At 66.8% G+C, this 23,587-nt stretch carries 23 protein-coding genes; 9 read left to right on the forward strand and 14 right to left on the reverse strand.

The features are described 5' to 3' along the window. Window position 1: 1 nt before the first annotated feature. Window positions 2-748, forward strand: coding sequence for a sulfite exporter TauE/SafE family protein (locus tag RSO01_RS16115; RefSeq protein WP_218037355.1), 747 nt, complete (start codon window positions 2-4; stop codon window positions 746-748). Between the two features lie 69 nt (window positions 749-817). Here RSO01_RS16115 and RSO01_RS16120 read toward each other — a convergent pair whose 3' ends face one another. The 9 genes from RSO01_RS16120 to RSO01_RS16160 all read right to left on the reverse strand — a co-directional run bounded on the left by RSO01_RS16120 (window position 818) and on the right by RSO01_RS16160 (window position 8,299). Then, window positions 818-1,804, reverse strand: coding sequence for a glutathione S-transferase family protein (locus RSO01_RS16120; RefSeq protein ID WP_147150140.1), 987 nt, complete (start codon window positions 1,802-1,804; stop codon window positions 818-820). After that, a complete protein-coding gene (gene corA / locus RSO01_RS16125) occupies window positions 1,801-2,868 on the reverse strand; it encodes a magnesium/cobalt transporter CorA (protein ID WP_170303105.1) in 1,068 nt (355 codons plus the stop codon). The genes RSO01_RS16120 and corA overlap by 4 nt, the downstream gene beginning before the upstream one ends. Window positions 2,869-2,893: 25 nt before the next feature. Beyond that, window positions 2,894-3,178 (reverse strand): putative quinol monooxygenase, encoded by a 285-nt coding sequence (locus tag RSO01_RS16130; RefSeq protein WP_147150142.1) that lies wholly within the window; start codon window positions 3,176-3,178, stop codon window positions 2,894-2,896. Window positions 3,179-3,193: 15 nt separating this feature from the next. Further along, window positions 3,194-3,679, reverse strand: coding sequence for a MaoC family dehydratase (locus RSO01_RS16135; RefSeq protein ID WP_147150143.1), 486 nt, complete (start codon window positions 3,677-3,679; stop codon window positions 3,194-3,196). A gap of 27 nt (window positions 3,680-3,706) precedes the next feature. Beyond that, on the reverse strand, window positions 3,707-4,321 hold the full coding sequence (locus tag RSO01_RS16140) for an HAD-IA family hydrolase (RefSeq protein ID WP_147150144.1): 615 nt from the start codon (window positions 4,319-4,321) through the stop codon (window positions 3,707-3,709). Further along, window positions 4,318-4,998: a glutathione S-transferase N-terminal domain-containing protein gene (locus RSO01_RS16145; RefSeq protein ID WP_147150145.1), complete on the reverse strand. Its 681-nt coding sequence runs from the start codon at window positions 4,996-4,998 to the stop codon at window positions 4,318-4,320. Before RSO01_RS16145 ends, RSO01_RS16140 begins: the two co-directional genes overlap by 4 nt. Window positions 4,999-5,001: 3 nt before the next feature. Next, window positions 5,002-5,883 (reverse strand): 3-hydroxyisobutyrate dehydrogenase, encoded by an 882-nt coding sequence (gene mmsB, locus RSO01_RS16150; protein WP_147150146.1) that lies wholly within the window; start codon window positions 5,881-5,883, stop codon window positions 5,002-5,004. 13 nt (window positions 5,884-5,896) lie between these two features. Then, entirely contained in the window at window positions 5,897-6,964 is a 1,068-nt protein-coding gene (locus tag RSO01_RS16155) for an enoyl-CoA hydratase/isomerase family protein (protein WP_147150147.1), read from the reverse strand. 195 nt (window positions 6,965-7,159) lie between these two features. Beyond that, window positions 7,160-8,299: an acyl-CoA dehydrogenase family protein gene (locus RSO01_RS16160; RefSeq protein WP_147150148.1), complete on the reverse strand. Its 1,140-nt coding sequence runs from the start codon at window positions 8,297-8,299 to the stop codon at window positions 7,160-7,162. Window positions 8,300-8,357: 58 nt separating this feature from the next. On the opposite strand from RSO01_RS16160, the gene RSO01_RS16165 reads away from it, so the two are divergent. From RSO01_RS16165 to RSO01_RS16175, 3 genes are read left to right on the forward strand one after another with little or no spacing between them, the layout of a single operon-like run. Then, window positions 8,358-8,789, forward strand: a complete 432-nt coding sequence (locus tag RSO01_RS16165; protein ID WP_170303106.1) for a hypothetical protein — start codon at window positions 8,358-8,360, stop codon at window positions 8,787-8,789. 19 nt (window positions 8,790-8,808) lie between these two features. Continuing rightward, window positions 8,809-9,819, forward strand: coding sequence for a porphobilinogen synthase (gene hemB, locus RSO01_RS16170; RefSeq protein ID WP_147150150.1), 1,011 nt, complete (start codon window positions 8,809-8,811; stop codon window positions 9,817-9,819). Continuing rightward, window positions 9,816-10,304 carry an NUDIX hydrolase gene (locus RSO01_RS16175; protein WP_147150151.1) on the forward strand — a complete coding sequence of 163 codons (489 nt, stop codon included), beginning with the start codon at window positions 9,816-9,818 and terminating at the stop codon, window positions 10,302-10,304. Before hemB ends, RSO01_RS16175 begins: the two co-directional genes overlap by 4 nt. Before the next feature lie 78 nt (window positions 10,305-10,382). Here the strand turns inward: RSO01_RS16175 and RSO01_RS49470 are convergent, their stop codons facing one another. Genes RSO01_RS49470 through RSO01_RS16185 form a run of 3 tightly spaced genes read right to left on the reverse strand, consistent with a single transcriptional unit; the run spans window position 10,383 to window position 12,493 of the window. Further along, window positions 10,383-10,514: a hypothetical protein gene (locus tag RSO01_RS49470; RefSeq protein WP_281291464.1), complete on the reverse strand. Its 132-nt coding sequence runs from the start codon at window positions 10,512-10,514 to the stop codon at window positions 10,383-10,385. Next, window positions 10,507-11,487 (reverse strand): YheT family hydrolase, encoded by a 981-nt coding sequence (locus tag RSO01_RS16180; RefSeq protein ID WP_147150152.1) that lies wholly within the window; start codon window positions 11,485-11,487, stop codon window positions 10,507-10,509. Before RSO01_RS16180 ends, RSO01_RS49470 begins: the two co-directional genes overlap by 8 nt. Window positions 11,488-11,500: 13 nt before the next feature. Beyond that, on the reverse strand, window positions 11,501-12,493 hold the full coding sequence (locus RSO01_RS16185; protein ID WP_170303107.1) for a YheT family hydrolase: 993 nt from the start codon (window positions 12,491-12,493) through the stop codon (window positions 11,501-11,503). Window positions 12,494-12,521: 28 nt separating this feature from the next. On the opposite strand from RSO01_RS16185, the gene RSO01_RS16190 reads away from it, so the two are divergent. From RSO01_RS16190 to RSO01_RS16210, 5 genes are all read left to right on the forward strand, one after another. Continuing rightward, a complete protein-coding gene (locus tag RSO01_RS16190; RefSeq protein ID WP_170303108.1) occupies window positions 12,522-13,400 on the forward strand; it encodes a DMT family transporter in 879 nt (292 codons plus the stop codon). Between the two features lie 67 nt (window positions 13,401-13,467). Further along, window positions 13,468-14,625, forward strand: a complete 1,158-nt coding sequence (locus RSO01_RS16195; RefSeq protein WP_147150155.1) for a CaiB/BaiF CoA transferase family protein — start codon at window positions 13,468-13,470, stop codon at window positions 14,623-14,625. 3 nt (window positions 14,626-14,628) lie between these two features. Beyond that, window positions 14,629-17,070: a penicillin acylase family protein gene (locus RSO01_RS16200; RefSeq protein ID WP_147150156.1), complete on the forward strand. Its 2,442-nt coding sequence runs from the start codon at window positions 14,629-14,631 to the stop codon at window positions 17,068-17,070. A gap of 101 nt (window positions 17,071-17,171) precedes the next feature. Then, complete coding sequence (locus RSO01_RS16205; protein WP_246158468.1) at window positions 17,172-18,458, forward strand: NtaA/DmoA family FMN-dependent monooxygenase; 1,287 nt, start codon at window positions 17,172-17,174, stop codon at window positions 18,456-18,458. A 167-nt stretch (window positions 18,459-18,625) separates the two neighbouring features. Next, on the forward strand, window positions 18,626-19,690 hold the full coding sequence (locus RSO01_RS16210) for an LLM class flavin-dependent oxidoreductase (RefSeq protein ID WP_147150158.1): 1,065 nt from the start codon (window positions 18,626-18,628) through the stop codon (window positions 19,688-19,690). A 16-nt stretch (window positions 19,691-19,706) separates the two neighbouring features. Here RSO01_RS16210 and RSO01_RS16215 read toward each other — a convergent pair whose 3' ends face one another. Further along, complete coding sequence (locus tag RSO01_RS16215) at window positions 19,707-21,470, reverse strand: hydantoinase B/oxoprolinase family protein (RefSeq protein WP_147150159.1); 1,764 nt, start codon at window positions 21,468-21,470, stop codon at window positions 19,707-19,709. Window positions 21,471-21,474: 4 nt separating this feature from the next. Then, window positions 21,475-23,562 carry a hydantoinase/oxoprolinase family protein gene (locus RSO01_RS16220; protein ID WP_147150160.1) on the reverse strand — a complete coding sequence of 696 codons (2,088 nt, stop codon included), beginning with the start codon at window positions 23,560-23,562 and terminating at the stop codon, window positions 21,475-21,477. Window positions 23,563-23,587: the final 25 nt, after the last annotated feature.

Below are 23,587 nucleotides of genomic sequence, written 5' to 3' on the forward strand. Positions count from 1 at the left end.
CGTGCCCCTGCCACCGGCCGGCGACATCGCCATCGTTGTCGTCGGCGCCCTGGTGGCGGGTTTCGTGAACGGGCTCACCGGCACCGGCTATGCGCTGATGGCGCTGGGTTTCTGGCTGCAGGCCATGTCGCCGGTGACGGCGGCGCCGCTGGTCGCCATCTGCTCCGTCGCGGGCCATCTGCAGGCGCTGCGCTCGATCTGGAGCGGCGTGCGCTGGCCGCGCCTCTGGCCCTTCCTTGTCGCCGGGCTTTTGGGCGTGCCGATCGGCACGTCACTCCTTGAACAAGTGCAGGTCCAGCCGCTGAAGCTCGGTGTCGGCATCCTGTTGATCTTCTACAGCGCCTGGATGGGCCTCGTGCGCCGGCCGCCGGTCGTCACGGTTGGCGGTCGGCCAGCCGATGCCGCGGCGGGCTTCATCGGCGGCGTCATGGGCGGCCTGGCGAGCCTCAGCGGCCCCGCGCCGACCATCTGGGTGCAATTGCGCGGCTGGAACAAGAATGAGCAGCGCGGCGTCAACCAGCCCTTCAACATGGCCGTCCTGGCCACCGCCCTGCTGGCCGCGGCGATCGCCGGCCTGCTCGATCTCACCTTCCTGGTCTGGGCGGTCATCACCGTGCCGACCAGCCTCGTCGGGGCGCGGCTCGGGCTGATGCTCTACGGTCGCGTCAACGACGCGGTCTTCCGCCTGCTCGTCCTGGTGCTGCTTGGCCTGTCAGGCATCACGCTGATCGTGACGGCCTTGCACTAAAACTGTCGTCCTGAGCGCAGCGAAGGACCTCATCGCCGTCTGCAATCGGCATGAGATCCTTCGGTGCGCTCAGGATGACAGATACCGAAGGCAACCGCTTTCGCGCAGGATCGCGTCGAGGCCCGGTGCGTCTTTCGCTGCTGCGTACTTGCGACGGATCTCAGTCAGCGAGCGGGCGTGGTACTTCTGCGGCTCTTGCGACCACGCGGCGCCGGCAAGCGACGTCTCGAAGCTCTTCTGCCCCGCCGCAATGGCGGCAGCATTGGCGCCCGACCACGGCAGGAACAGGCTCGCGACTTCTTCCTTCAGGAGCGGCATCAGGGTCGGCGCCAAGGCCGGCCAGGCCTCGAACGATCCTTCGTTCTTCGGTGACAGCATGCGCTGCACCCAGGCCATCACCTTGGGCGCCGAGGCGCGCATGATGGCGCCGGGCGTGGGATCGGTCGCCATTTCGTAGAGCTGGCCCCACAGGCCGAAGTCGGCCATGGCCGGCCGGCTGCCCAGCATGTACGGCCGCGTCTGCAGATGCGCCTCGATGAGGGCAAGCGCGTGCTTGAACGATCCTTCGATGGTGGGCTCAGTCGTCGGGTTGGAGCCGACGAAGCCGATGCGCGGCACCATGCGCTCGGCGACGGCGGCGCGGGCCTGCGCCACGGCGAGCGTGCCCTGCCCTTCCATCATCTGGAGCGCGATGCGCTCGGCGGTCGACCAGACGTCGGGCTGATAGCGCCAACGGTAGTGGAACATCCACTTGTTGCCCCACTCGTCGCCGTATTCCTCGAGCAGCGCCGAGAGGAAGGCGAGCGCGCGGTCTTCGGGCGCCAGCGAAGGCTCGGCGGCTTCGAAGCGCTCGATGATGGGCGTCGAATCCTGGATGCCCTCGCCCTCGGGCGTCACCACCAGGGGCACCAGCGGCAGCTTGGCGTATTTCTGGAACTCGGCCTGGACCGCCGGCGAACGCGGGATCCACTCGTGCGGCAGGCCCTTGAAGCGGAAGTAGGAGCGGACCTTCACCGAATAAGGTGAGAGTTCCGAGCCGAAGATCCGGTAGATCATATCCAGCGCTTGCGCTTCAGCCAGACGAACAGGCCGCAGACGATCACCACGACCATCACCCAGAAGAACGCATAGCCGTACTTCCAGCCGAGTTCGGGCATGTTGCCGGCGTCACGCTCGAAGTTCATGCCGTAGATGCCGGCAAGGAAACTGAGCGGCATGAAGAAGACGGTGATGATGGCCATCGTCTTCATCACCTCGGCCATGCGGTTGGACGCATGCATGAGATAGACTTCCATCAGGCCGTTGGTCATTTCGCGGTAGCTTTCGACCAGTTCCAGCACCGCCACGGCATGGTCGAAGCAGTCACGCAGGTAGGTCCGCGTCTCCGGCATGATGAACGGCACTTCCGGCCGCATCAGCGCCAGCACCGTCTCGCGCTCGGCCCATTGCAGGCGATGGAACGTGACCAGCGCCCGCCGTGCCTGGTGGATGTGATAGAGCGTGTCGTCGGTCGGATGTTCCAGCGCCTCGTCCTCGAGTTCCTCGAGATGCGTCGACAGAGCCTCGATCAGCGGAAACTTGCGATCGACGACCAAATCGACCAGCGCATAAACGAGATAGTCGATGCCGAAGGTGCGCAGCCGCGAGCCCGCCGTCTGCACGCGATCGCGCACCGGCTTGAAGATGTCCTGCTTGTGATCGTGGAAGGAGATCACGTAGTTGTCGCCGAAGAAGATGCTGGCCTGGCGCGGGATCAGCACGCCGTCCTCGTAGATGGGATCGTTCAGCACGATGAAGCCCTGGCCCTCGTAGAGGTCGAGCTTGCTTCGCTGGTTGGCGTGGAACACGTCCTCGAGCGCCAGCGGATGCAGGTTGAAGGCCATGCCGAGGTCGCGCAGCATGTCCGAGCTGGGCCGCCCCGCGACATCGATCCAGGTATGGCCGGGCGTGCCGAGATGGAAGCGACACTCGTCGACCTCCACGCCGTGCAGCACCTGCACGTCCTCCGAGGTGTACTCGACCAGGGTGAAGTCGAGCGCCTCGTCGGGCACCGGCGCGCGACCGGCGAGCGTGCCCGGCGCAGTGCCGGGCTTGGTATGGCGATGGATGATGCCGTCCATGTTCCCAGCGACACCGTGACCGGCGTCAGACCTCCTGCATGACCTGGACGTCGGGCCGCCCGGCGAGATAGTCGCCGAGCTTGCGGCCCAGTTCCTTGAAGTGCGGCGCCGCGCGATGGGCGTCGAGCGCCGCCTGGTCGTCGTAGCGTTCCAACATGACGTAAACGTTAACGTCGCCCGTCTTGTGCAGGGCATAGAGCTTGTTGCCGGGCTCGTCGGCGTGGACCTTGGCCTGCAGGGCCTTCATCGTCGCCTCGAAGTCGGCGTTGGTGCCGGGCTTGATGGTGAGCTTCGCAATGACGCCGAGCATGTGCGCCCCTCTTCCCTACTGTGGCCGCTTCTTCACAAGGTACTTGTGTTCGCCGTCGCATACCAGCGTGCCGGACTGATTGTGAATGGTGAGCTTCATGGTGACGACGCCGGTGGTCCGTCCGGCCTTGAGCTCGCTCACCTCGAGCATGGGATAGAGCGTGTCGCCGCAATAGACCGGCTTCAGAAAGCGCGACGACTGCTCGAGAAAGCCGATCAGCGAATCGCCGATGACATGCGGGAAGATGCCGGCGCCCGCCGCACCCTGGATGGCGACCTGCAGGCCGTGCGCCAGCATGTCGCGATGGCCGCGCGCCCGGCAGTACTCGCGGTCGTAGTGAATCGGATGGTTGTCGCCGCTGGCGAGTTGGAACGCGGCGAACATCGATTCGGTCTGGGTCCGAGAGTTTATGTAGAACTTCTGGCCGACCGTGAGGTCCTCGAACCAGTGCGTCGGTCCGAAACGATGTTCCTCGGGCCTGAATGGGTTGGCTTCGGCCACGTGTTCCCTCCTGCTTTGGCCGGCACCTTAGGTCCGGTCGAACAGGCCGGCCAGCTTGTCGAGGGTCGGCTCGAGATGGTCGGGCCGGGCATCATCGCGTGGCGGAAGACCGACGCGATTATGCCAGTAGACCGGCATGCCGACGCCCATGGCGCCGGGCACGTCCGACGCCGAGCCCGCAACGAACAGCGTGCGCTCAGGCGCCGTACCCAGGGCTGCGAGCACGGCGCGGTAGGGCTCGGGCCGGGGCTTGTAGAAGCCCGCGCTCTCGGCCGTGATCACGACCTTGAACGGCACGCCGACGCGACCGGCAGCCAGCCGGCCGAGCCGGACCGAGCAGTTGGTCGCGACGGCGAGCGGCACCGGGATCTTCGCCAGCACCCGATGGGCCTCGGGCCAGGGCTGCAACTCGGGCCAGCGCCGCTCGAGCTCGCCGCCCAGTCGCTCGGGCAGGCCGACATCGCGCGCCGCCTCGCGCACCAGGGTTTCATACGGTCTGTAAGAGCCGCAGCCGTAGGTGATTTCCAGATAGCGGCGGCGCCACGTCATGCCGGCCTCGGCCGAGCCCGCGACGTCGTTCCACAACGTCCAGGAATCGATCAGCGCCGTCAGCAGGTCGAAGATGACGGCGTCGTACTTCACGCCACCTTTGCCTTTCGCCCCATGCCGTCGAACAGGTCGAGCATGCGCTCGCGCCAGGGATGGACTGGGTCGTCGGGCAACAGCAGCTCGAGCGGGGTCGCGACGCGCGCCCAAAGGAAGGCGCCGCCCAAGGAGTAGTCCGCGTAGCCCGGCTGCTCGCCGCTGAGGAACGGCTGCTCCTTCAGCACGCGCCGCGCCGGCTCGAGCACGGCGCGAAAATTGTCGACGCCCTTCTCGCGCGCCTTGGCCTGGAATCCCGCGAAGTCGGTCGTGCCCAGGCGCTTGCCACGCGATTCCTTGAAGTACGGCTGATCGACCGGACGGACGCGATCGTAGAGATCGCCGACCAGGAGCGGGAACAGCGCCAGGTGCACGGCGCCGTCGACCCAGTGGGCGACGAAGCGCGCATGACTGAGCGCCGGCCCGAACAACGGCTTCTCCGGATAGGCGCTGTCGAGATGCCGGGCAATGTCCCAGCTGTCCTTCACCGGCTTGGGGCCGTCGTGAATGACCGGGACGGTCTGCGACTGGGCGAAGGCAATCTTCTGCTTCTCGGTGAAGCCCACCGGCTCATCGCGCCACGCCAGGCCCTTGTGCTTGAGCGCAAACTTGGCCCGCCAGCAGAACGGGCTCGGGCGGCGGTCGTCCTGGAAGACGAGGTCATAGAGCGTGATCATCGGCTATTTTCCTTCGAGCATCTTGATGATGCCGGAGAAATCCTTGGCGCCGCCGCCGGCGTTGACGAACATGTTGAAGAGCTGCGCCGCCTCGGCGCCCATCGGCGTGCTGGCGCCGGATGTCTGCGCCGCCTGCTGGGCGAGCTTCAGATCCTTCAGCATGTTGTCGGCGGTGAAGCCCGCCTGGTAGTCGCGGTTGGCCGGCGAGGTCGGCACCGGTCCGGGCAGCGGCAGGTAGTTGTTCACCGCCCAGCAGCTGCCGGACGACGTCGACACGATGTTGAACAGCTTCTGCACATCCAGCCCCAGGCGCTTGCCGAGCAGGAAGCCTTCGGCCACGCCGATCATGGTGATGCCGAGGATCATGTTGTTGCAGATCTTCGCCGCCTGGCCCGAGCCGGGCGCGCCGGTATGGACGATGTTCTTGCCCATCTTTTCCAGGACCGGCTGCGCCTTGGCGAAGGCGCCATCCGTGCCGCCGACCATGAAGGTGAGCGTGCCGGCCGTGGCGCCGCCGACACCGCCCGAGACCGGGGCGTCGACCATCTCCAGCCCGGCCTTGCTCGCGAGCTCGCCGACGTGGCGGGCACTGTCGACGTCGATGGTCGAGCAGTCGATCAGCAACGTGCCCTTGGCCGCGTTGGGCAGCACGTCGTTCTCGTAGACCGCACGCACATGCTTGCCAGCCGGCAGCATGGTGACCACGATCTCCGCGCCCTTCACGGCTTCGGCGGCCGACGCGGCTTTCTTGGCGCCCTTCTCGACGGCGGTGTCGAGGGCCGACGCCGACAGGTCGAAGGCGGTTACCTGATGCTGGCCCTTGACCAGATTGGCGGCCATCGGCCCGCCCATGTTGCCCAGACCGATGAAGGCGATCTTCGCCATGCCATCCTCCCTTTCAATCGAAGAACAGGTCGTTCGCGACCGGCTTGAAATGCGCCTCGACCATCTCGCGGGTCACGCCCTCGATGGTCGGCGGGTTCCATCTCGGCTTCTGGTCCTTGTCGATCAAGAGCGCACGCACGCCCTCGAAGAAATCGTGATCGGGCCGCATGGCCGCCTGAGACATGCGGTACTCGATGGTCATCGTGTCCTCGAACGAGCGGTTGGCGCAGCGCTTGAGCTGCTCCAGCGTGATCGCCATCGACAATGGCGACAGCTTCAGCAGTGCGGCAAGCTGCTTCTGCGCCCACTCGCCCGGCTGCTTCTTCAGCTTGGCCACGATCTCGGCGACGGAGTCCGCCGAGAAGCAGCGGTCGATGTCGGGCATCAAGGCCGGCAGCGTCGGCATTCCGGCATCCGCCGAAAAGCGGGCGATCACGGCATCGACCTTGCGGTTGGCGTCGGGACCCGAAAGATCGGCCGCGCCGAGGGCTGCCTGCAGCTCGCCGATCTTCGCACTCGGCACATGGGCATCGACGATGCCGGCCCACAGCGCATCCGCCGCCTTCAGGCGATGGCTGGTCAGCGCCAGGAAGGTGCCCAGCGCGCCCTGCAGGCGGGTCAGGAAATAGCCGCCGCCGACATCGGGGAAGAGGCCGATAGTGGTCTCCGGCATGGCGAACAGAAACTTCTCGCTCGCCACCGAGTGCGAGCCGTGCGCCGACAGGCCGACGCCGCCGCCCATGTCGATGCCGTCGATCAGCGAGATCCACGGCTTGGCGTAGCGGTAGATGCGGCGGTTGACGATGTACTCGTCGTAGAAGAAGTCGCGGCGCAGCGTGCCCGCGGGATTGTCCTTCATCTCGCGATAAAGGCCGGTGACGTCGCCGCCGGCACAGAAGGCGCGGTCGCCGGCGCCGCGCAGGATCACGGCCTTGACCGCAGGGTCCTTCTCCCACTGCGGGATCACCTTCTCCATCTCCAGGATCATGCCGTGCGTCAGCGCATTCAGCGCCTTGGGCCGATTGAGCGTGATCACGCCCAGGCCGTCTTTGATTTCAAACAGGATTTCAGACTCGGACATTCCAACTCCAAAAACGTGTCACTTTCCTTTCCTCCCCCGTCATACGGGGGAGGATACAGGAGGGGGCAGGCCACGCGCAGGATGATGGTCAGTTTCAGATCATGATCTCTAGCCTGGAGAGATCGTCCCTGCGGCTTTACCCCTCCTGTATCCTCCCCCGTATGACGGGGGAGGAATAAGAAGGTCAATCTTCGCCTACCCCATCAACAGCCTGCGCGAAATGATCACGCGCATGATCTCGTTGGTGCCTTCCAGGATCTGGTGCACGCGCAGGTCGCGCAGATAGCGCTCGATAGGAAAGTCCTTCAAGTAGCCGTAGCCGCCATGCAGTTGCAGCGCGTCGTTGACGACCCGGAAGCCCACGTCGGTGGCAAAGCGCTTGCCCATGGCGGCAGCCTGCGTCGCCTCGGGCGACTTGGCGTCGAGCAGCGAGGCCGCGCGCCAGATCAGCAGGCGCGCCGCATCGAGCTCGGTCGCCATGTCGGCGAGCTTGAACTGCGTCGCCTGGAAGTCGGCGATCGGCTTGCCGAACTGCTTGCGCTCGACGACATAGCGCGACGCCGTCTCCAGGCAGGCGCGCGCGCCGCCCAGCGAACAGGCGCCGATATTGATGCGCCCGCCGTCGAGCCCCGCCATGGCGATCTTGAAGCCGTGACCTTCCGGGCCGAGGCGGTTGGCGACGGGCACCTTGCAGTTCTCGAAGATCACCGCGGCGGTCGGCTGGCTGTTCCAGCCGAGCTTCTGCTCCTGCTTGCCGAACGACAGGCCGGGCGTGCCAGCCTCGACAACAAGCGTCGAGATGCCGCCAGCCCCTTTCCCGCCGGTGCGCAGCATGACGACGTAGATGTCGCTGCGCCCGCCGCCCGAGATGAAGGCTTTCGTGCCGTTCACGATGTAGTGGTCACCCGACAACTCGGCGCGCGTCGACAGCCCCGCGGCGTCCGAGCCGGCGCCGGGCTCGGTCAGGCAGTAGCTGGCAAAATGCTCCATCGAGCAGAGTTTCGGCAGGAAGCGCCTGCGCTGCTCGTCGTCGCCGAAGCCGTCGATCATCCAGGCGGCCATGTTGTGGATCGAGATGTACGCCGCCGTGCTGGGACAGGCGGCAGCCAGTTCCTCCATAATCAGGGCCGCGTCGAGCCGCGACAACCCACTGCCGCCGACATCGTCCTTCACATAGATGCCGCCGAAGCCGAGTGCCGCGGCCTCGCGCAGCACCTCTTCGGGAAAGATCTTCTCGGCGTCCCAGCGCGCCGCCTCGGGCAGCATGCGGTCGGTCGCGAATTGCCGGGCCGTATCGCGGAAGGCCTGCTGGTCTTCGGAAAGGGTGAAATCCATGCGCGGCGGATCATATCGGGGGGTCCTGGGCAGTCAATGAAACCGCTATGCTGGGGTCATGGCCTGGCGGGACATGACCGAGCGCGAACAGGCGACGCGGCCCGAGGCGCGGCTGGGCGGCGCATTGCTCTGGGTCGTGCTCGCGGCCGGCGTTGTCTGCATCTTGGCCATCGGCGGCGCGCTTTTCGCCTTCGACCAGCTTCGCCTGGTGGGCGTCCGCTATATGATCGCCGTCGGCTTTGCCGGCGTCTGGTCGGCCGTCTTCGTCGTCATGACCCTTCTGCGCCTGCCGGCGACGCCGCTGGTCGCGAGCGCGGGCTTCCTCACCTGGATCGCCTGGCGTTTCGCCGTGGCACTGTGGGGCCAGGCCGGCTGGCCGTTGGCGGTCGACCTTCTGGCCGAGGCCGTTCTGGCCGCGGGTTTCTGCGGCTACATGGCCGACGGGGTGCGACCCAATGCCTATTATCGCCGTCGCCTTCCGAGGGCCTGAGCCGCTATAAACGTGCGCCATGGGGAAACGCTTTACGACCTTGGGCCGCTATCCATCGACGCGGCTGCGCCGTAACCGCCGCGAGGAGTGGTCGCGCCGACTGGTGGCCGAGACCAGGCTCTCGGTCGACGACCTGATCTGGCCGGTGTTCGTGCAGGAAGGCACCAACGCCCGCACGCCGGTCGAGTCGATGCCGGGCGTCGATCGCCTGACGGTCGACCTCTTCGTCGAGGCCGCCAAGCAGGCGCGCGATCTCGGCATTCCCGCCATCGCGATCTTCCCCGAGACCGATCCCGCCAAGAAGACGCCCGACGCACGCGAAGCCTATAATCCCGACGGCTTGGTCTGCCGCGCCATCATCGCGGCGAAGAAGCACGTGCCGGGCATCGGCGTCGTCTGCGACGTGGCGCTCGATCCGTTCAACAGCGACGGCCATGACGGCATCGTGCGCGACGGCTATGTGCAGAACGACGAATCGCTGGAAGCCCTGGTCAAGCAGGCGATCGTGCAGACCGAAGCCGGCGCCGACATCCAGGCGCCGTCCGACATGATGGACGGCCGCATCGGCGCCATCCGCCAGGCGCTCGATGCCAAGGGTTACATCCACGCCCAGATCATGAGCTACGCCGCCAAGTACGCCTCGGCCTTCTACAATCCCTTCCGCGACGCCATCGGCAGCTCGGGCGCGCTGAAGGGCGACAAGAAGACCTACCAGATGGACTACGCCAACTCCGACGAGGCGCTGCGCGAGGTCGGTCTCGACATCGAGGAAGGCGCCGACATGGTGATGGTCAAGCCCGGCCTGCCCTATCTCGACATCGTGCGCCGCGTGAAGGACGCCTTCGGCGTGCCGACTTACGCCTACCAGGTGAGCGGCGAGTACGCGATGCTGAAGGGCGCCGCCGACCGCGGCTGGCTCGACTGGAACAAGGTGCTGATCGAGACCCTGACCGGCTTCAAGCGCGCCGGCTGCGACGGCGTCCTGACCTATGGCGCGGTCGATGCCGCGAGGTTGCTGAAGGCTAAATGATCGAACGCCCTTCGGCGCGGCTGATCCTGCTCGATCCCGACGACCGCCTCTTCCTGTTCAATGTGCACGATCGGGGGGTCTTCGATCCGGCCAACCCGCATTTCGATCCCTTCTGGGTGATGATCGGTGGTTTCGTCGACCCGGGCGAGGAGTTCGCCGATGCCGCCGTGCGCGAAGCGCGCGAGGAGACGGCGATCGTGGTCGACGGGCCGGTGCGCTGGGTGTGGAAGCGCGAGCGGCGCATGAGCTGGCGCGGCAAGGACGTGCTGCACCGGGAACGCTTCTTCCTTGGCCGCACCACGCGCACGGAGATCGATACGTCCGGTCTCGACGAGCGCGAACGCAGCTGGACTCTCGGTCATCGCTGGTGGCGCGCCGACGAGATCGCTGCCTCCAGCGAGCGCTTCGAGCCGCTCGATCTTGCGATGCAGCTGGATGCGTTGCTGAAAAACGGCCCGCCCGCCGAGCCGATCACCGTCCGCTAATCTTGACGGACCGCGGGCCTCCAGGCCCGCTCATGATCATGAGCGCGCGAGGACGCGCGCGGTCCGGAAGAGCATAAGTCAGTCCCGCCTCTCCTTTTCCCGCTTGCGTCTCTCATGCTCGTCCGAGGCGCTGCGATAGGCGCGCCAGGCCAGCACAAGCGCCACCAGCGAGCAGGCCACTCCCACGATCATTGCCATCTGGTCAGCCATGTTCAAAGAACCTCGCGACAACGAGGTCGCTCCACGGCTGGCGGCTGCCGGTGCCATGGAAGCCGACATGGCCACCTTGGTCGGTCAGCACCGGCGAGAGCGACGGGTTCCCAGCCCAATCATACGCGCGATAGAGCGCCCCGGGTATCCAGGGATCGTCGAATGACGCCAGCACCAAGGTCGGAATGCCGATGCCGCCCATGAAGCGCGTCGGCCGGCAGCGCTCGTAATAGTCCTCGGCGCTGGCAAAGCCGTAGCGTGGCGCGATGAAGAAGTCGTCGTAGTCCCAAACAGTGCTCGAGCCCATGATGGCGGCGCGCTCGGCCGCCGAAACGACGGCGCCGTCGCCCGTGGCCTCGACCTTCATCTGATCGAGGATGTAGCGGTGATAGAGGCGGTTGCGCCGCCGCATCATGTAGCGGCAGGTGACGGCAAGGTCGATCGGCGCCGACACGCTGGCCGCGGCGAGCAGCGGTGCCGCCTTGCCTTCCTCGCCGAGATACTTCAGCAGCATGGCTCCGCCCAGCGAGTAGCCCACGGCGACCACGCCATCGGCCGTCAGTTCCTTCGGCAGGACCGTCAGCAGCGCCCGAAAGTCCTGGCTGCGGCCGGCATAATAGTGCTGGCCGCAAACTGCACGTGACGGCCCCGCGCCGCGCAGGTTGAGCCGCAGCACGCGGCTGCCCCGGTCGAGCAGCAGGCGCGCCATGCTGAGGACGTAGCGGCTGTCCTCCGCTCCGGTCAGGCCGTGGATGAGGATCGCCAGGGGCGCCCCGGGGCGCGGCGTCGCCGGCCGATCGAGGCTCGCCAGCAGCGTGTCACCGGTGCCGTCCGGCAAAGGAAACTTCAGCCGTTCGCTGGTGTGCGGCGCCAGCGCGTCGGCGCCGCGAAAGCGGTTTGCGATCGTCTGCAGATCGCTGGTCCACCAGGGAAAGCGCGGCTGGAAAGGCGGCAGTTCGGGTCTCGGGCTCACGCCCTAAAGTCTATCAGACCCGCTCCAGGAATTTCTCCAGGACCGTGTCGCACCACGGCCGGTCGCTGTCGGTCGAATGGAAACCGAGATGCCCACCACCCTCGGCCATCACCGACAGCAGCGAGGGATTGTCGGACCATTTGAAGTCGCGATAGTAGCCCGCGGGGATCCACGGGTCGTCGCTGGCCGCCAGCACCAGCGTGGGCACGCGGATTTCCGGCATGTAGGCGAGCGGCGTGCACAGCGAATAATAATCGTCGGCGCCGCGGAAGCCGTAGCGCGGCGAGATGAAGCGATCGTCGTATTCGCGGACGCTCCTCGCCGCCCGCACGATCTCGCGTTCCTCTTCGGTGAGCTCGCCGCCTTTGCCCAGCGTCTCCTTCTTGAGATCGGCCAGGATGTAGTTGTGATAGAGCCAGTTGCGCGGCCGCAGCATGTGCTCGCAGGTCTGCACCAGGTCGAGTGGCGCGCAGATCGTGGCGGCGGCCCGCAGCGGCGAGAACGCGCCCTCCTCACCAAGATATTTCAGCATCATCGCGCCGCCCATCGAGTAGCCGACGGCAACCACGCCCTGATCGGTCAGGTCGTCGGGCAGTTGCGCCAGCACACGGCGGAAATCGGCGGTGCGCCCGATGTGATAGTGCTCGCGGCAATGGGGACGCGAGGCGCCGCAGCCGCGCAGGTTCAGGCGCAGCACGCGATAGCCGAGATCGAGGAGATGGCGCGCGGCGTTCAGGACGTGGGAGCTGTTCTCGCAGCCGGTCAGGCCATGCACGAGGACGACCAGGGGACGTCCCGCTTGCGGCAGTGCGGGACGATCGAGCATGCCCACCAGGATGTCGCCGCTGCGATCTGCCATGCAGAAGCACAGGCGTTCGCTGGTATGCGGCGACATATCCGACTGATAGGTGCCAAGCAGCACCGCGATGGTCTGCAAATCCGCGCTCCACCACGGGAAGCGGGGTCGAAACGGCGGCAGGTCGAGGGAATCGATGGACGGGGGCACGTCGAATCCGTATTCACAATTTCTTGCCATGAAAACGCGCGCCACTTCCCGGAGTTCCACCGCTGCGGTCGGCATCGCCTGTGCCGTCGGCGCCGCGGCGATTTTCAGCACGGCGGGAGTGATCGTGCGTCACATCCATCTGCCGGCATGGGATGTGTCGTTCTGGCGATCAGCCTTCCTGGTTGCCTCAATGTTGCCACTGCTTTTGCTGCAGCGCCGTGGCGTGCTGGTCGACGTGCGCAATGCAGGTCTTGCGTTGCTCGCGAGCGCCGTGTTGCTTGCCGGAAGTTTCGTGAGCTTCATCCTGGCGCTGGGGCTCGCGCCGGTCGCCAACGTGCTGCTGATGTTCGGTGCCACGCCCTTCATCACCGCGTTGCTCGCGCGCGTCTTCCTCGGGGAGCCGATCCATAGTCACACGATCCTCACCATGGGAGCGGCGGTGGTCGGTCTTGGTATCAGCGTTGCAGGCTCGGTGCAGGCCGGCGCGCTCGCCGGCATGGCGGTGGCGTTTATCGTCGTGCTGTGCATGAGCGGAAACTACGTTGTGGTGCGCCATCGCCGCGACGTCGGCATGGCGCCGGCGATCTGGCTGGCCGGCGTGATCTCGGGCCTGATCGCCCTGCCCTTCGCCGAGCCGGGCAACGTCACCTGGCAGCAGGTGCCGTGGCTGCTGGCGCTGAGCCCGGGGCAGCTCGCCGGCGGCCTGCTGCTCTACATGGCGAGCCTGAAGCGCATTCCGGCCGGACAGGCCGCCCTGCTCGGCCTGCTCGAGCTGGTGCTGGGCCCGGTCTGGGTGTGGCTGTTCGACGGCGAAAAGCCGGACGATCTGACCCTGTTTGGCGGCGTGATCGTGATCGGCGCAGCCGCGGCCAACGTCTGGCTCGATTCAAGGCGAGCCGCACGTTAAGCCTTGCCGGACCGTGCGGTGAAATGGCCAGCTGGATTCGCGGCGGGCCACTGGTTAAGAAACCATCATGACCCAAGCTACCAAGGGCCCGTTGTCGGGCGTCGTCGTCGTCGACCTGTCGCGCATCCTGGCCGGCCCCTACTGCACCCTGCTGATGGCCGAGATGGGCGCCCGGGTGATCAAGGTCGAGCCACCCAAGGGCGGTGACGATGCGCGGGCGTACGGCCCGTTCGTCAACGGCAAGTCGACCTACTTCGCCTCGGTCAACCGCGGCAAGGAGAGCATCGCGCTCGACCTCAAGGCCGAGGGCGACCGCAAGACCTTCGAGAAGCTGCTCGAGAAGGCCGACGTGATCGTCGAGAACTTCCGCCCCGGCACGATGGAGAAGCTGGGCTATGGCTGGGACACGCTGCACAAGAAGTATCCCAAGCTGATCTACGCCTCGGCGTCGGGCTTCGGCCACACCGGCCCCAACTCCAAGGACCCCGCCTACGACATGGTGGTCCAGGGCATGGGCGGCATCATGAGCATCACCGGCAACGAGGGCCAGCCGCCGGCACGTGTCGGCATGTCGATCGGCGACGTCGGCGCCGGCCTGTTCACCGCCGTCGCGGTCAACGCCGCGCTGGTGCATCGCCTCAAGACCGGTGAATCGACCAAGGTCGATATCGCCATGTTCGACTGCCAGCTCGCGCTGCTCGAGAACGCCATCATGCGCTACACGGTCGAGGGCGAGGTCCCCGGCCCGCTGGGCGCGCGCCACCCCACCATCACGCCGTTCCAGGCCTTCAAGACGTCGGACGGTGCCATCATCATCGCCGCCGGCAATGACGGGCTGTTCGTCAAGACCTGCGAGGCGCTCGGCCGTCCCGACATGGCGACCGACCCGGGCTACAAGACCAACGCGTTGCGCCAGAAGCATCACGGCAAGCTCGAGCACGAGATCGAATCGGTGCTGAAGGGCAACACCACGGCGCATTGGCTGGCCGTTATCGGCAAGGCCGGCATACCCTGTGGCCCCATCAACAACATCAAGCAGGCGCTGGAGCATCCGCAGGTGGCGGCGCGCAACATGCTGATCGAGGCGCCCGACGGCAGCGGCGGCACGCTGAAGCTCGCCGGCAACCCGCTGAAGATGTCGGCCTTCGAAGATCCAAAGACGCGGCGGCCCGCGCCCGACCTCGACAGCGACCGCGACGCCATTCTCTCTTTCCTTGGCGGCTAGTCAGTGCGTCGGCTTGCCCGACTCGCCGTCGGCCTCGGGAAGTTCGTGGCCGGCACGGTTCTCGCGATCCTGGTGTTCCTGACCGGCGCTTTCTTCCAGGTGCGCGGCGCGCTGCCGCCGTACAGCGGCCATATCGAAGCCGCGGGCCTCAAGGCGCCGGTCGAGATCCTGCGCGACAAGAACGCCGTGCCGCACATCATCGCGGGCTCGATCGAGGATGCCGCGTTCGGCCTGGGCTACGTCCACGCCCAGGACCGCTTCTGGCAGATGGAGATGCTGCGCCGGCTGGGCCAGGGGCGCCTGGCGGAGCTGCTGCCGCCGCGCCTGATCGGCTCGAGCATCGTCGACACCGACCGCACCATGCGCGGCCTCGGCCTCTACCGTCGCGCGACCGAGAGCCTGAACGCCTTGTCGCCCGGCATGCGCGGCACCATCGAGGCCTACGCTGCCGGCGTGAACGCCTGGATCGGCGACGACGACCAGCAGTTCGGCCTCGAGCTCACCCTGATCAAGCTGCTGTCGGGCGGCTCCTACAAGCCCGAGCCGTGGCGGGCGGCCGATTCTCTGGTGTGGGCCAAGCTGATGGCGCTCAGCCTCGACGGCAACTGGCGCGCCGAGCTGCTGCGCCTCCGCCTCTCGCGCAAGATCGGCGCCGACACCGTGAAGTTCCTGATCGAGCCGGTGGGCGACAACCAGGACGCCACGCTGTCGATGGCCAACGAGGCCCTGAAGCGCACCGACCTCGACCGGCTCTATCGCGAGACCGACAACATCGCCACGCGCAAGCGCGAGGCCTCGAACGAATGGGTGCTGTCGGGCACCCATTCCGTGTCGGAAAAGCCCCTGCTCGCCAACGACCCGCATCTCGGCCTCGGTTTCCCGGGCACCTGGTACCTGGCGCGGCTGGTCGGACCGGGCTTCGACATCCGCGGCGCCACCTCGCCCGGCTCGCCGGCGGTCGTGCTGGGCCACAACGGCACGATCGGCTGGGGCTTCACCACCACCAACCTCGACAGCCAGGACCTGTTCATCGAGCGCGTCGATCCGACCGATCCCAACCGCTACATCACGCCCGACGGGCCGCGCCCGTTCGCCGTACGCGAGGAGACGATCAACGTGCGCTGGGGCGAGCCGATCACCATGCGCGTGCGCGAGACGCGGCACGGGCCGGTGATCGACGACTTCATCCAGCGCACCGGAAACGATGACCTCACGCCCCAGGGCCACGTCCTTGCCCTGCAGGCGACGGCGCTGGACGGCGCCGATACCTCGGCCGAAGGCTTCGGCCGGCTCGGCCTGGCGCAGAACTGGGAGGATTTCCAGGCCGCCGCCCGGCGCATCGTCTCGCCGATGCAGAACATGGTCTACGCCGACACCGCGGGGAATGTCGGGCTGATCGCGCCCGCCCGCGTGCCGATCCGCCGCAAGGGCGACGGCTCGATGCCGGTGCCGGGCTGGACGTCGGAGTTCGACTGGGCGGGCTTCGTGCCGTTCGACGAGCTGCCGAAGGTCTACAATCCGCCGAGCGGCATCATCGTCAACGCCAACGCCCGCCTGGTGCCCGACGACTACCGCCACTTCATCAGCCGCGACTGGGCCGATCCCTATCGCCAGCGCCGCGCCAACGAGATGCTGCGCGAGGTCGAGCGCCATCCGGTCTACGGCATGATCGTCATGCAGGCCGACAACCGAACGCTCGATGCCGACGACATGCTGCCCGTGCTGCTGAAGGGAACGCCGCGCAACGCGCGCGCCGCCAAGGCGCATGCCATGCTGAAGAGCTGGAACCGCTTCATGCTGGCGAGCCGCCCGGAGCCGCTGATCTACACGGCGTGGATCTGGGAACTGCAGCGCGGGATCATGGCCGACGAGCTGGGCGCGGAACTCTTCCAGTCGATGGCCTCGCCCGACGTGCCGCTGCTGCTGCGCATCATCCGTGACAAGCCGGGCTGGTGCGACGACGGCGGCACGCGCCAGGTCGAGACCTGCGAGGACGCCATTGCGCTGGCGCTCGATCGTGCGCTCGCCTGGATCAGCCGGCGGCAAGGGCCGGACATCGAGACCTGGCAGTGGGGCATCGAGCACGACGCCGCCCACCGTCATCCGATGTTCGACGGCATACCGCTGCTGCGCGACATCGCCTCGGTGCGCTTCCCCTCGGACGGCGGCGGCCAGACGCTCAACCGCGCCCAGCCCTCCTACCGCGGCAGCCGGCCGTTCGAGGCGATCCATGGCGCGGGCTATCGCGGCGTCTACGATTTCAGCGACCTCGACAACAGCCGCTTCGCCATGCCGCTCGGCCAGTCGGGCAACATGCTGTCGCCGTGGGCCCGCAACTTCGTCCAGCGCTGGCAGAGCCTGAGCTACATCGAGATCGCCGGCAGCCGCGCCGAGGTCAACCGCAGCGCCGTCGGCACGATCACGTTGGCGCCGCCCACTCGATAGCAACGCGCATCGCTTCGGCGATGGCATGTTCCATGCTTCGTGTTACCGCATCGAAACCGCAAGCCGAGCGGCTTTCCGATCGAGGTTGATCAATGTTTCACATGGGCTGGTTCATCGGCCGGGGCTATTCGGTGCATGCCTGGAACCAGCCATGGTCGGGGACCATCGGCACCGACTACATGCAGCCCGACATCTACATCGACCTCGTGCGAGCGATGGAGCGGGCCTGCTTCGATTATGTGATGATCGAAGACGGCTCGTTCGTGCCCGACGCCTACCAGGGCTCGCCGGAATGGTACCTGCACAACGCCTCGACAGTGCCCAAGCACGACCCGATGCCACTGGTCCCCCTGCTTGCCCACGGCTCGAACCATCTCGGCATCGTCGCCACCATGACCACGGGTTTCTACCCGCCCTATCTTGCTGCGCGCCTGGGCGCGACGCTCGACCACCTGACCAACGGCCGGGTCGGGCTCAATCTCGTGACGGCGCACAACGACCGGACGGCGCAGAATTTCGGCCTCGAGCGCCATCATGAGCATGACCTGCGCTATGAGATCGCCGACGAGTGGATCCAGGTCGTCGACAAGCTCTGGCAGTCGTGGGAACCGGGCGCCGTCGTCGCCGATCCGGAAACCGGCATGTATGCCGACTACCGCAAGGTCCATCCCATCGACTTCGTCGGCAAGTACTTCAAGTCGCGCGGGCCGCTCAACATGCCGCCCGGCCCGCAACGCCGGCCGGTCATTTGCCAGGCCGGCCTCTCGCCAGCAGGTCGCGCCTTCGCCTCGAAATACGCCGACACCATCGTGGCCGTGGCCCGCGGCGCGGCCGCGGCGAAGCGTTATCGCGACGACGTGCGCGCCCGCATGGTAGGGCATGGCCGCAATCCCGACGATTGCAAGGTGATGTTCTCGGTCAGCCTCGTGCTCGGCGAGACCATGGAGGAAGCCCGAGTCAAGAAGGCTCGCGCCGATGCGGCGCGCGCCGGCGACTTGCAGGCCGGACTGGCGCGACTCTCCTTCCTGAGCGGCGTGGATTTCTCCAAGTTTCCCCTCGACGAACCGCTGGGCGCCGTCCAGACCAACGCCTCGCGCGGGCTGACCACGCTGCTGACCAGCGGCACCGGCAAGGCCACGTTGCGCGAGATGCTGACCGATCCGGCGAGCGGCGGCATCGATTTCGTCGGCACGCCCGACAGCGTCGCCGCCGAGATGGGTGAAGCAGCGCAGGAAATGGGTGGCGACGGCTTCATGATCACCGACGGCGTGACCCGCCGCACCATCAGCGAGATCACCGACGGCCTCGCTCCGGCCCTCAAGCGCCGCGGCCTGATCCGCGACGGCTATCCGCACAAGCTCTTCCGCGACAACCTGCTGGCGTTCTGACCAGGCCCGCCCCCCTCCAGGCGACGCGATTCGCGGCGCGGGCGTTTGCGCGCGATTCGGCTCAACGCCTCCTCTTTGATCTCCATGCAACTCGTTTGCACGTTGGCAAGATCCTTGCACAGCTTTCGGCGGTTGCAGCTCAACTCGCGAAAGATTGTTGCCCGATCATGCGTGCCCTCGAGCTCGGAATCTTCCTGCCCAACGCCAAAGGCGGCGCCATCATGTCGACCGAGGCGCCGCCGCAATATTTCCCGACCTGGGCACTCAACAAGAAGAACTCCCTGATCGCCGAGGCCGCGGGCTTCGACTTCCTGCTCTCAATGGTCAAATGGCGCGGCTTCGGCGGCGTCACCAACCACTGGGACTATTCCCTCGAATCCTTCTCGCTGATGTCGGCGGTCGCCGCGGTGACGTCGCGCATCCATCTCTATGCCTCGGTCGCCATCCCGACCATCCACCCGGCGGTCATCGCCAAGATGACCTCGACGATCGACGACATCAGCAACGGCCGGTTCGGCGTCAACATCGTCTCGGGCTGGAACAAGTTCGAATACCTCCAGATGGGCCTGTGGCGCGGCGACGAATATTTCGGCTACCGCTACGACTATGCAGCGGAATACCTCGAGGTGCTGCGCAAGCTGTGGCACACCGGCCGGACGTCTCATGACGGCCGCTTCTTCAAGCTCGACGACTGCAAATCGCTGCCGCAGCCGTCGCGCCCCATCCCGATCGTCTGCGCCGGCCAGTCCGACCGCGGCATCCAGTTCACGGCCGAGCACGCGGACTACAGCTTCCTGGGTGGCCAGGACGACAGCCTGGCCGATCTCGCCCGCCTGAACCAGAAGCTGCAGGCCGCCGCCCGGCCGCACGGCAAGACCGTGGGATCCTATGTGCTGCTGACGGTAATTGCCGAGGAAACCGACGAAGCGGCCTTTGCGCTGCGCGACCGCTTCATCGAGACCAGCGATCGCGCGGCCCTGCAGGAGTGGTCGGGCAACGCCGGTCAGGATTTCTCGCGCGCCACCTACAAGGATCTCGCGGTCCAGACCTTCATGGCGATCCCCTATGTCGCCGGCTCCTACGCCACCGTGGCGGCCTACCTCGACGGTCTGGTCGAAAGCGGCATCGCCGGCGTCTGCTTCATCTTCCCGGACTACGAAAACGACCTTCAGAAGGTCATCGATCACGTGCTGCCGTTACGCAAGTACCAAGGCCAGAAGCTGGTCGCCTGACCACAGGCCGCCTCGATCACGCCCGCAAGGCGGCCGTGGTCACGACGTCGACCCTGCCCGTCTCGTCCAGAGCAACCTTGTACACCGTCGTCGCGCGTGCGGCCGAGATCCAACCTTCGCGGACGTCCTCGGCGACCTTTTCCGGGTCGCGCTTCGCCGGATCGCCGAAACCGCCTCCGCCGTTGGAATAGGAGACCATGAGCTGGTCGTTGCGGATGGTGACCTGCTCGCTGGTGCCGAGCGGCGTCACTGCCCCTGAATCGGCGCGCAGGAACTGGCGCGCCGGAATGGCCGGCTGGCCGCCGCGCGCCCCCAGGGCCGGGTTGACGGTGCCGTCGCTCACGAAGCCGATCTCGATGTCGCAATCGACGGGGCGGAACTCGGTGAGCACGCCCGGCGCGCCGCGATAGGTACCGGCGCCCTCGCTGTCCGGCACGATACGCCTCGTCTCGATGCGGATCGGATGGTGCAGTTCGTCGATCTCGATGCTGTCATAGAATGGCATGCCGCCATTGCCCATTGTGAACAGCGACAGCCAGCCGTCGTTGCTGAAGGTGCCCGGCCCGCCGCCGCCGGCCAGGATCACCTCGTTGACGAACAGCGCGCCGCCATGCCGCGGGTCGCGGCCCGAGATGACCCCCGAGGCCGGCGGGATGCCGGCGCCGCCTTCGGCCATGCCGAGCGCCGGATCGATCTCTGCCATCGCCCGTTGCACCGCGCTGGTCACGCGGTCGGCGAGGTTGGTCGTCGCCACCGAGGTGGAGGTCGGATGCAACGGGATGCCGACGATGCAGTTCTCGCGCAGGCGTACGTCGACCCGCCGGAAGCTGCCGGCATTGGCCGGCACCGACTGCGGCAGGCTGTTGAAGACGCCGACCATCGCCGCCGTGCGTGAACAGGCTTCGCTCAGATTCACGCCGACCGGCAGGCAGTCGATATTGTCGGTAAGATCGACCGTGATGCGGACCGCCGCGCTGTCGACGATGACGTCGGCATTGGCCGCGATGCCGTCGCCAGGGCTCTGGGGCAGCGGATCGTGGATGCAGGTCATGCGCGCCCGCCCGCTCCGCATCGCGGCGATGGTCTCGACCATGCGGCGTTCGCTGAAATTGAACCATTGCCGGGCATGGCCGGCAACGGCGGCCCAGCCCAGTTCCTCGCCCATGCGGACGATCTCGCGCTCGCCGATCCGCGCCGCGCCCACCATGGCGAGATAGTCGCCGCGCCACTGGTTGGGCACGCGGATGCGCATCATGCACATGTTCATGACGTCGAGATTGTCCCGGTAGTCCTGCTGCACGCGAACCGCGGGGAAGATCAGCGCGCCTTCCTGATAGACATCGCGCGCCGTGCCCATGTAGGTCGTCGGCAGCGAGTTGCCGCAATCGGCCTGATGGGCCTTGGCCAGCACCGTGAAGCGATGTACGCCCCTGTCGTCGAAAACCGGCACAAGGATGGTGTGGTCGGCGGCGTGCGTGTTGCCGTGATAGGGCGAGTTGTGCAGGAAGGCGTCGCCCGGCTTGACGTCGGGATGGAAGTGCAGAATCGCCCTGGCCATCAGGTCGGCGCCGCGCAGCACATGGATGGGGTAGCTGTCGGCGGCGGTCAACAGGTCGCAGTCGGCGGTCACCAGCGCGCAGGAGAAGTCGCGCGCCGTGTTGATGACGCCCGAGCGCGCCGTGCGCAGCAGCGTGTTGGCCATCTTCCGCGTCACGCCTTCGAAGCGCTTCTGCATGATCGCGAGCTTGACGCCATCGATCCTGGGCGGTGCACCGTCCATGCGATCAGCCTCCCTGCCCGGCCAAACGGCCGAGGAACGGTTCAACGACGATCTGGGCGGGCTGGCGCACGGCACGGCTGCCCGGATCGACGACGATGGTGGTGAAGCTCGATTCGATGATGGCCGGCCCCGTGACCGGATGGTCCTGCGGCAGGGCGTCGAGATCGTAGACCGGGGCGTCGAGCCGCCCGGTATCGCGAAACACCATGGAGCGCACTCGTTCCCCCGTAGCGGGCGGCGCCGTGGCGAGGCGCAAGCCAGCCCGCGAATCCGCGATCCGCGAGCGCGCCACGGCGCGCCAGCTCACGATCTCGACCTCGTCATGATCGTCGGCGAAGCTGAAGATCTCGCGATGCCGGGCGTGGAAGTCGCGGATGAGGTTGGCGGCGCCGACCGTGGCATCGAAGATCGGCCCTTCGAGCGCAACTTCTATCTCCCACACCTGGCTCGGATAGTGCCCTTCGATGAAATAGTCGATGACCGTGTCGCGCCCGGCACCGACGTTGCCGTCGAGGAAGGCCTGCGCCTCGGCTCGCAGCCCGGCCACGATGACATTGGCACGGGCGACATCGAAATGGCTCACCCGCATGAACTCGGTGCGGACGAACTCGCGGCGCAACTCGGACATGATCGCGCCGGCTGCGCTCAGCACCGCACCGACCTCGGGGAACAGCACGGTGCGGCATTTCAGGCGCCGCGCAATGGCTACCGCATTCAATCCCGCCGCCCCGCCGCCGCCCACGATGGTGGTGTCCTCCGGGTCGATGCCCTGCTTGACGGTGATCTCCTCGATCGCATTGATCATCGTTTCGGTCGCGAGTTCGATGATGGCGAGCGCCGCATCGTCGAGCGAGAGGCCGAGCGGCTGGGCGATCTGCGTGGCGATGGCCGTGCGGGCGGCCTCGACGGCCAGCGCCATCCGCCCACCCAGGAAGAAATCGGGATCGATATACCCCAAGACCAGCGCGGCATCGGTCACGGTCGGATGGATACCACCGCGCCCGTAGCAGACCGGGCCGGGGTTTGAGCCGGCGCTTTGCGGGCCGACGTGCAGCATGCCGCCACCGTCGACCGAGGCGATGCTGCCGCCGCCCGCGCCGATGCTCTTGACGTCGACCGAGGGGAAGCCGGTCATATGGCCCTGATAGAGCGGCCCGATCCAGGTTTCCCGGGTCCACGGGATGGCGCCGTTGCGCACCAGGCTGACATCGTAGGTGGTGCCGCCTGCGTCGGTGACGATGGCGGTGTGGCCGTGCTCGGCCAGCGCATAGTGGCGGCCGGACACCGGCGCCATCGACGGGCCGGAGTTGAGCGACAGGATCGGCCGCTCGGCGAGTTCCTCGATATCGGCAATGCCGCCCTGCGAGGTGACCGCGAACATCTTTCCCGCGAGGCCGCTTTCGCCCAGCCGGCTGGTGAGCGCGCGGAGATAGCGGGTCATCACAGGCTTCAGCGAGGCATCGATGCAGCACGACGACGCGCGGCGGTATTCGCGCAGCGACGGGTTGAGCTGATGCGACAAGGTCACCGGCACGCCCGGTAACCGCTCGGCCAGGATCGCAGCCACCGCCAGCTCATGGGCCGGATTGACGATCGACCACAGGAGGCAGACGGCGACGGCCTCGACGCCCGCCGCCTTCAGCCGGTCGGCGATGTCGTGCACCGAGGCTGCGACGAGCGGCCGGACGATGCGTCCGTCGGCGCCGATCCGCTCCTCGACCTCGAAGGTGAGCGAGCGCGGGACGTAGGGCGCCGGATACGGGATACGGTAGTTGAAGGCGTCGGTCCGCCCGCCCTCGCGTACCAGCAGGATGTCGGGGTGGCCCCGGGTCGTGAGAAAGGCGGTGTGGGCCGTCTTGCCTGTCACCACGGCATTGATCGCCCGCGTCGTGCTGTGGATGAACATGTCGGTCGCGGCGAGCAACGCCTGCGTCGTCCGGCCCTCCCCGGCAGCGGCCAGCGCTACGACGTCGAGGACGCCCTCGATCGGGTCGGGGCTGGTGGTCGGCGACTTGTAGACCTTGAGCAGCCCCGCGCCGTCATCCACGACCAGGTCAGTGAATGTGCCGCCAACGTCGACTGACAACCGCATCCGACCGCATCCCGTTGACTTTGTG

Origin of the sequence: Reyranella soli, assembly GCF_007992495.1 — a bacterium.
GTDB lineage: Bacteria > Pseudomonadota > Alphaproteobacteria > Reyranellales > Reyranellaceae > Reyranella > Reyranella soli.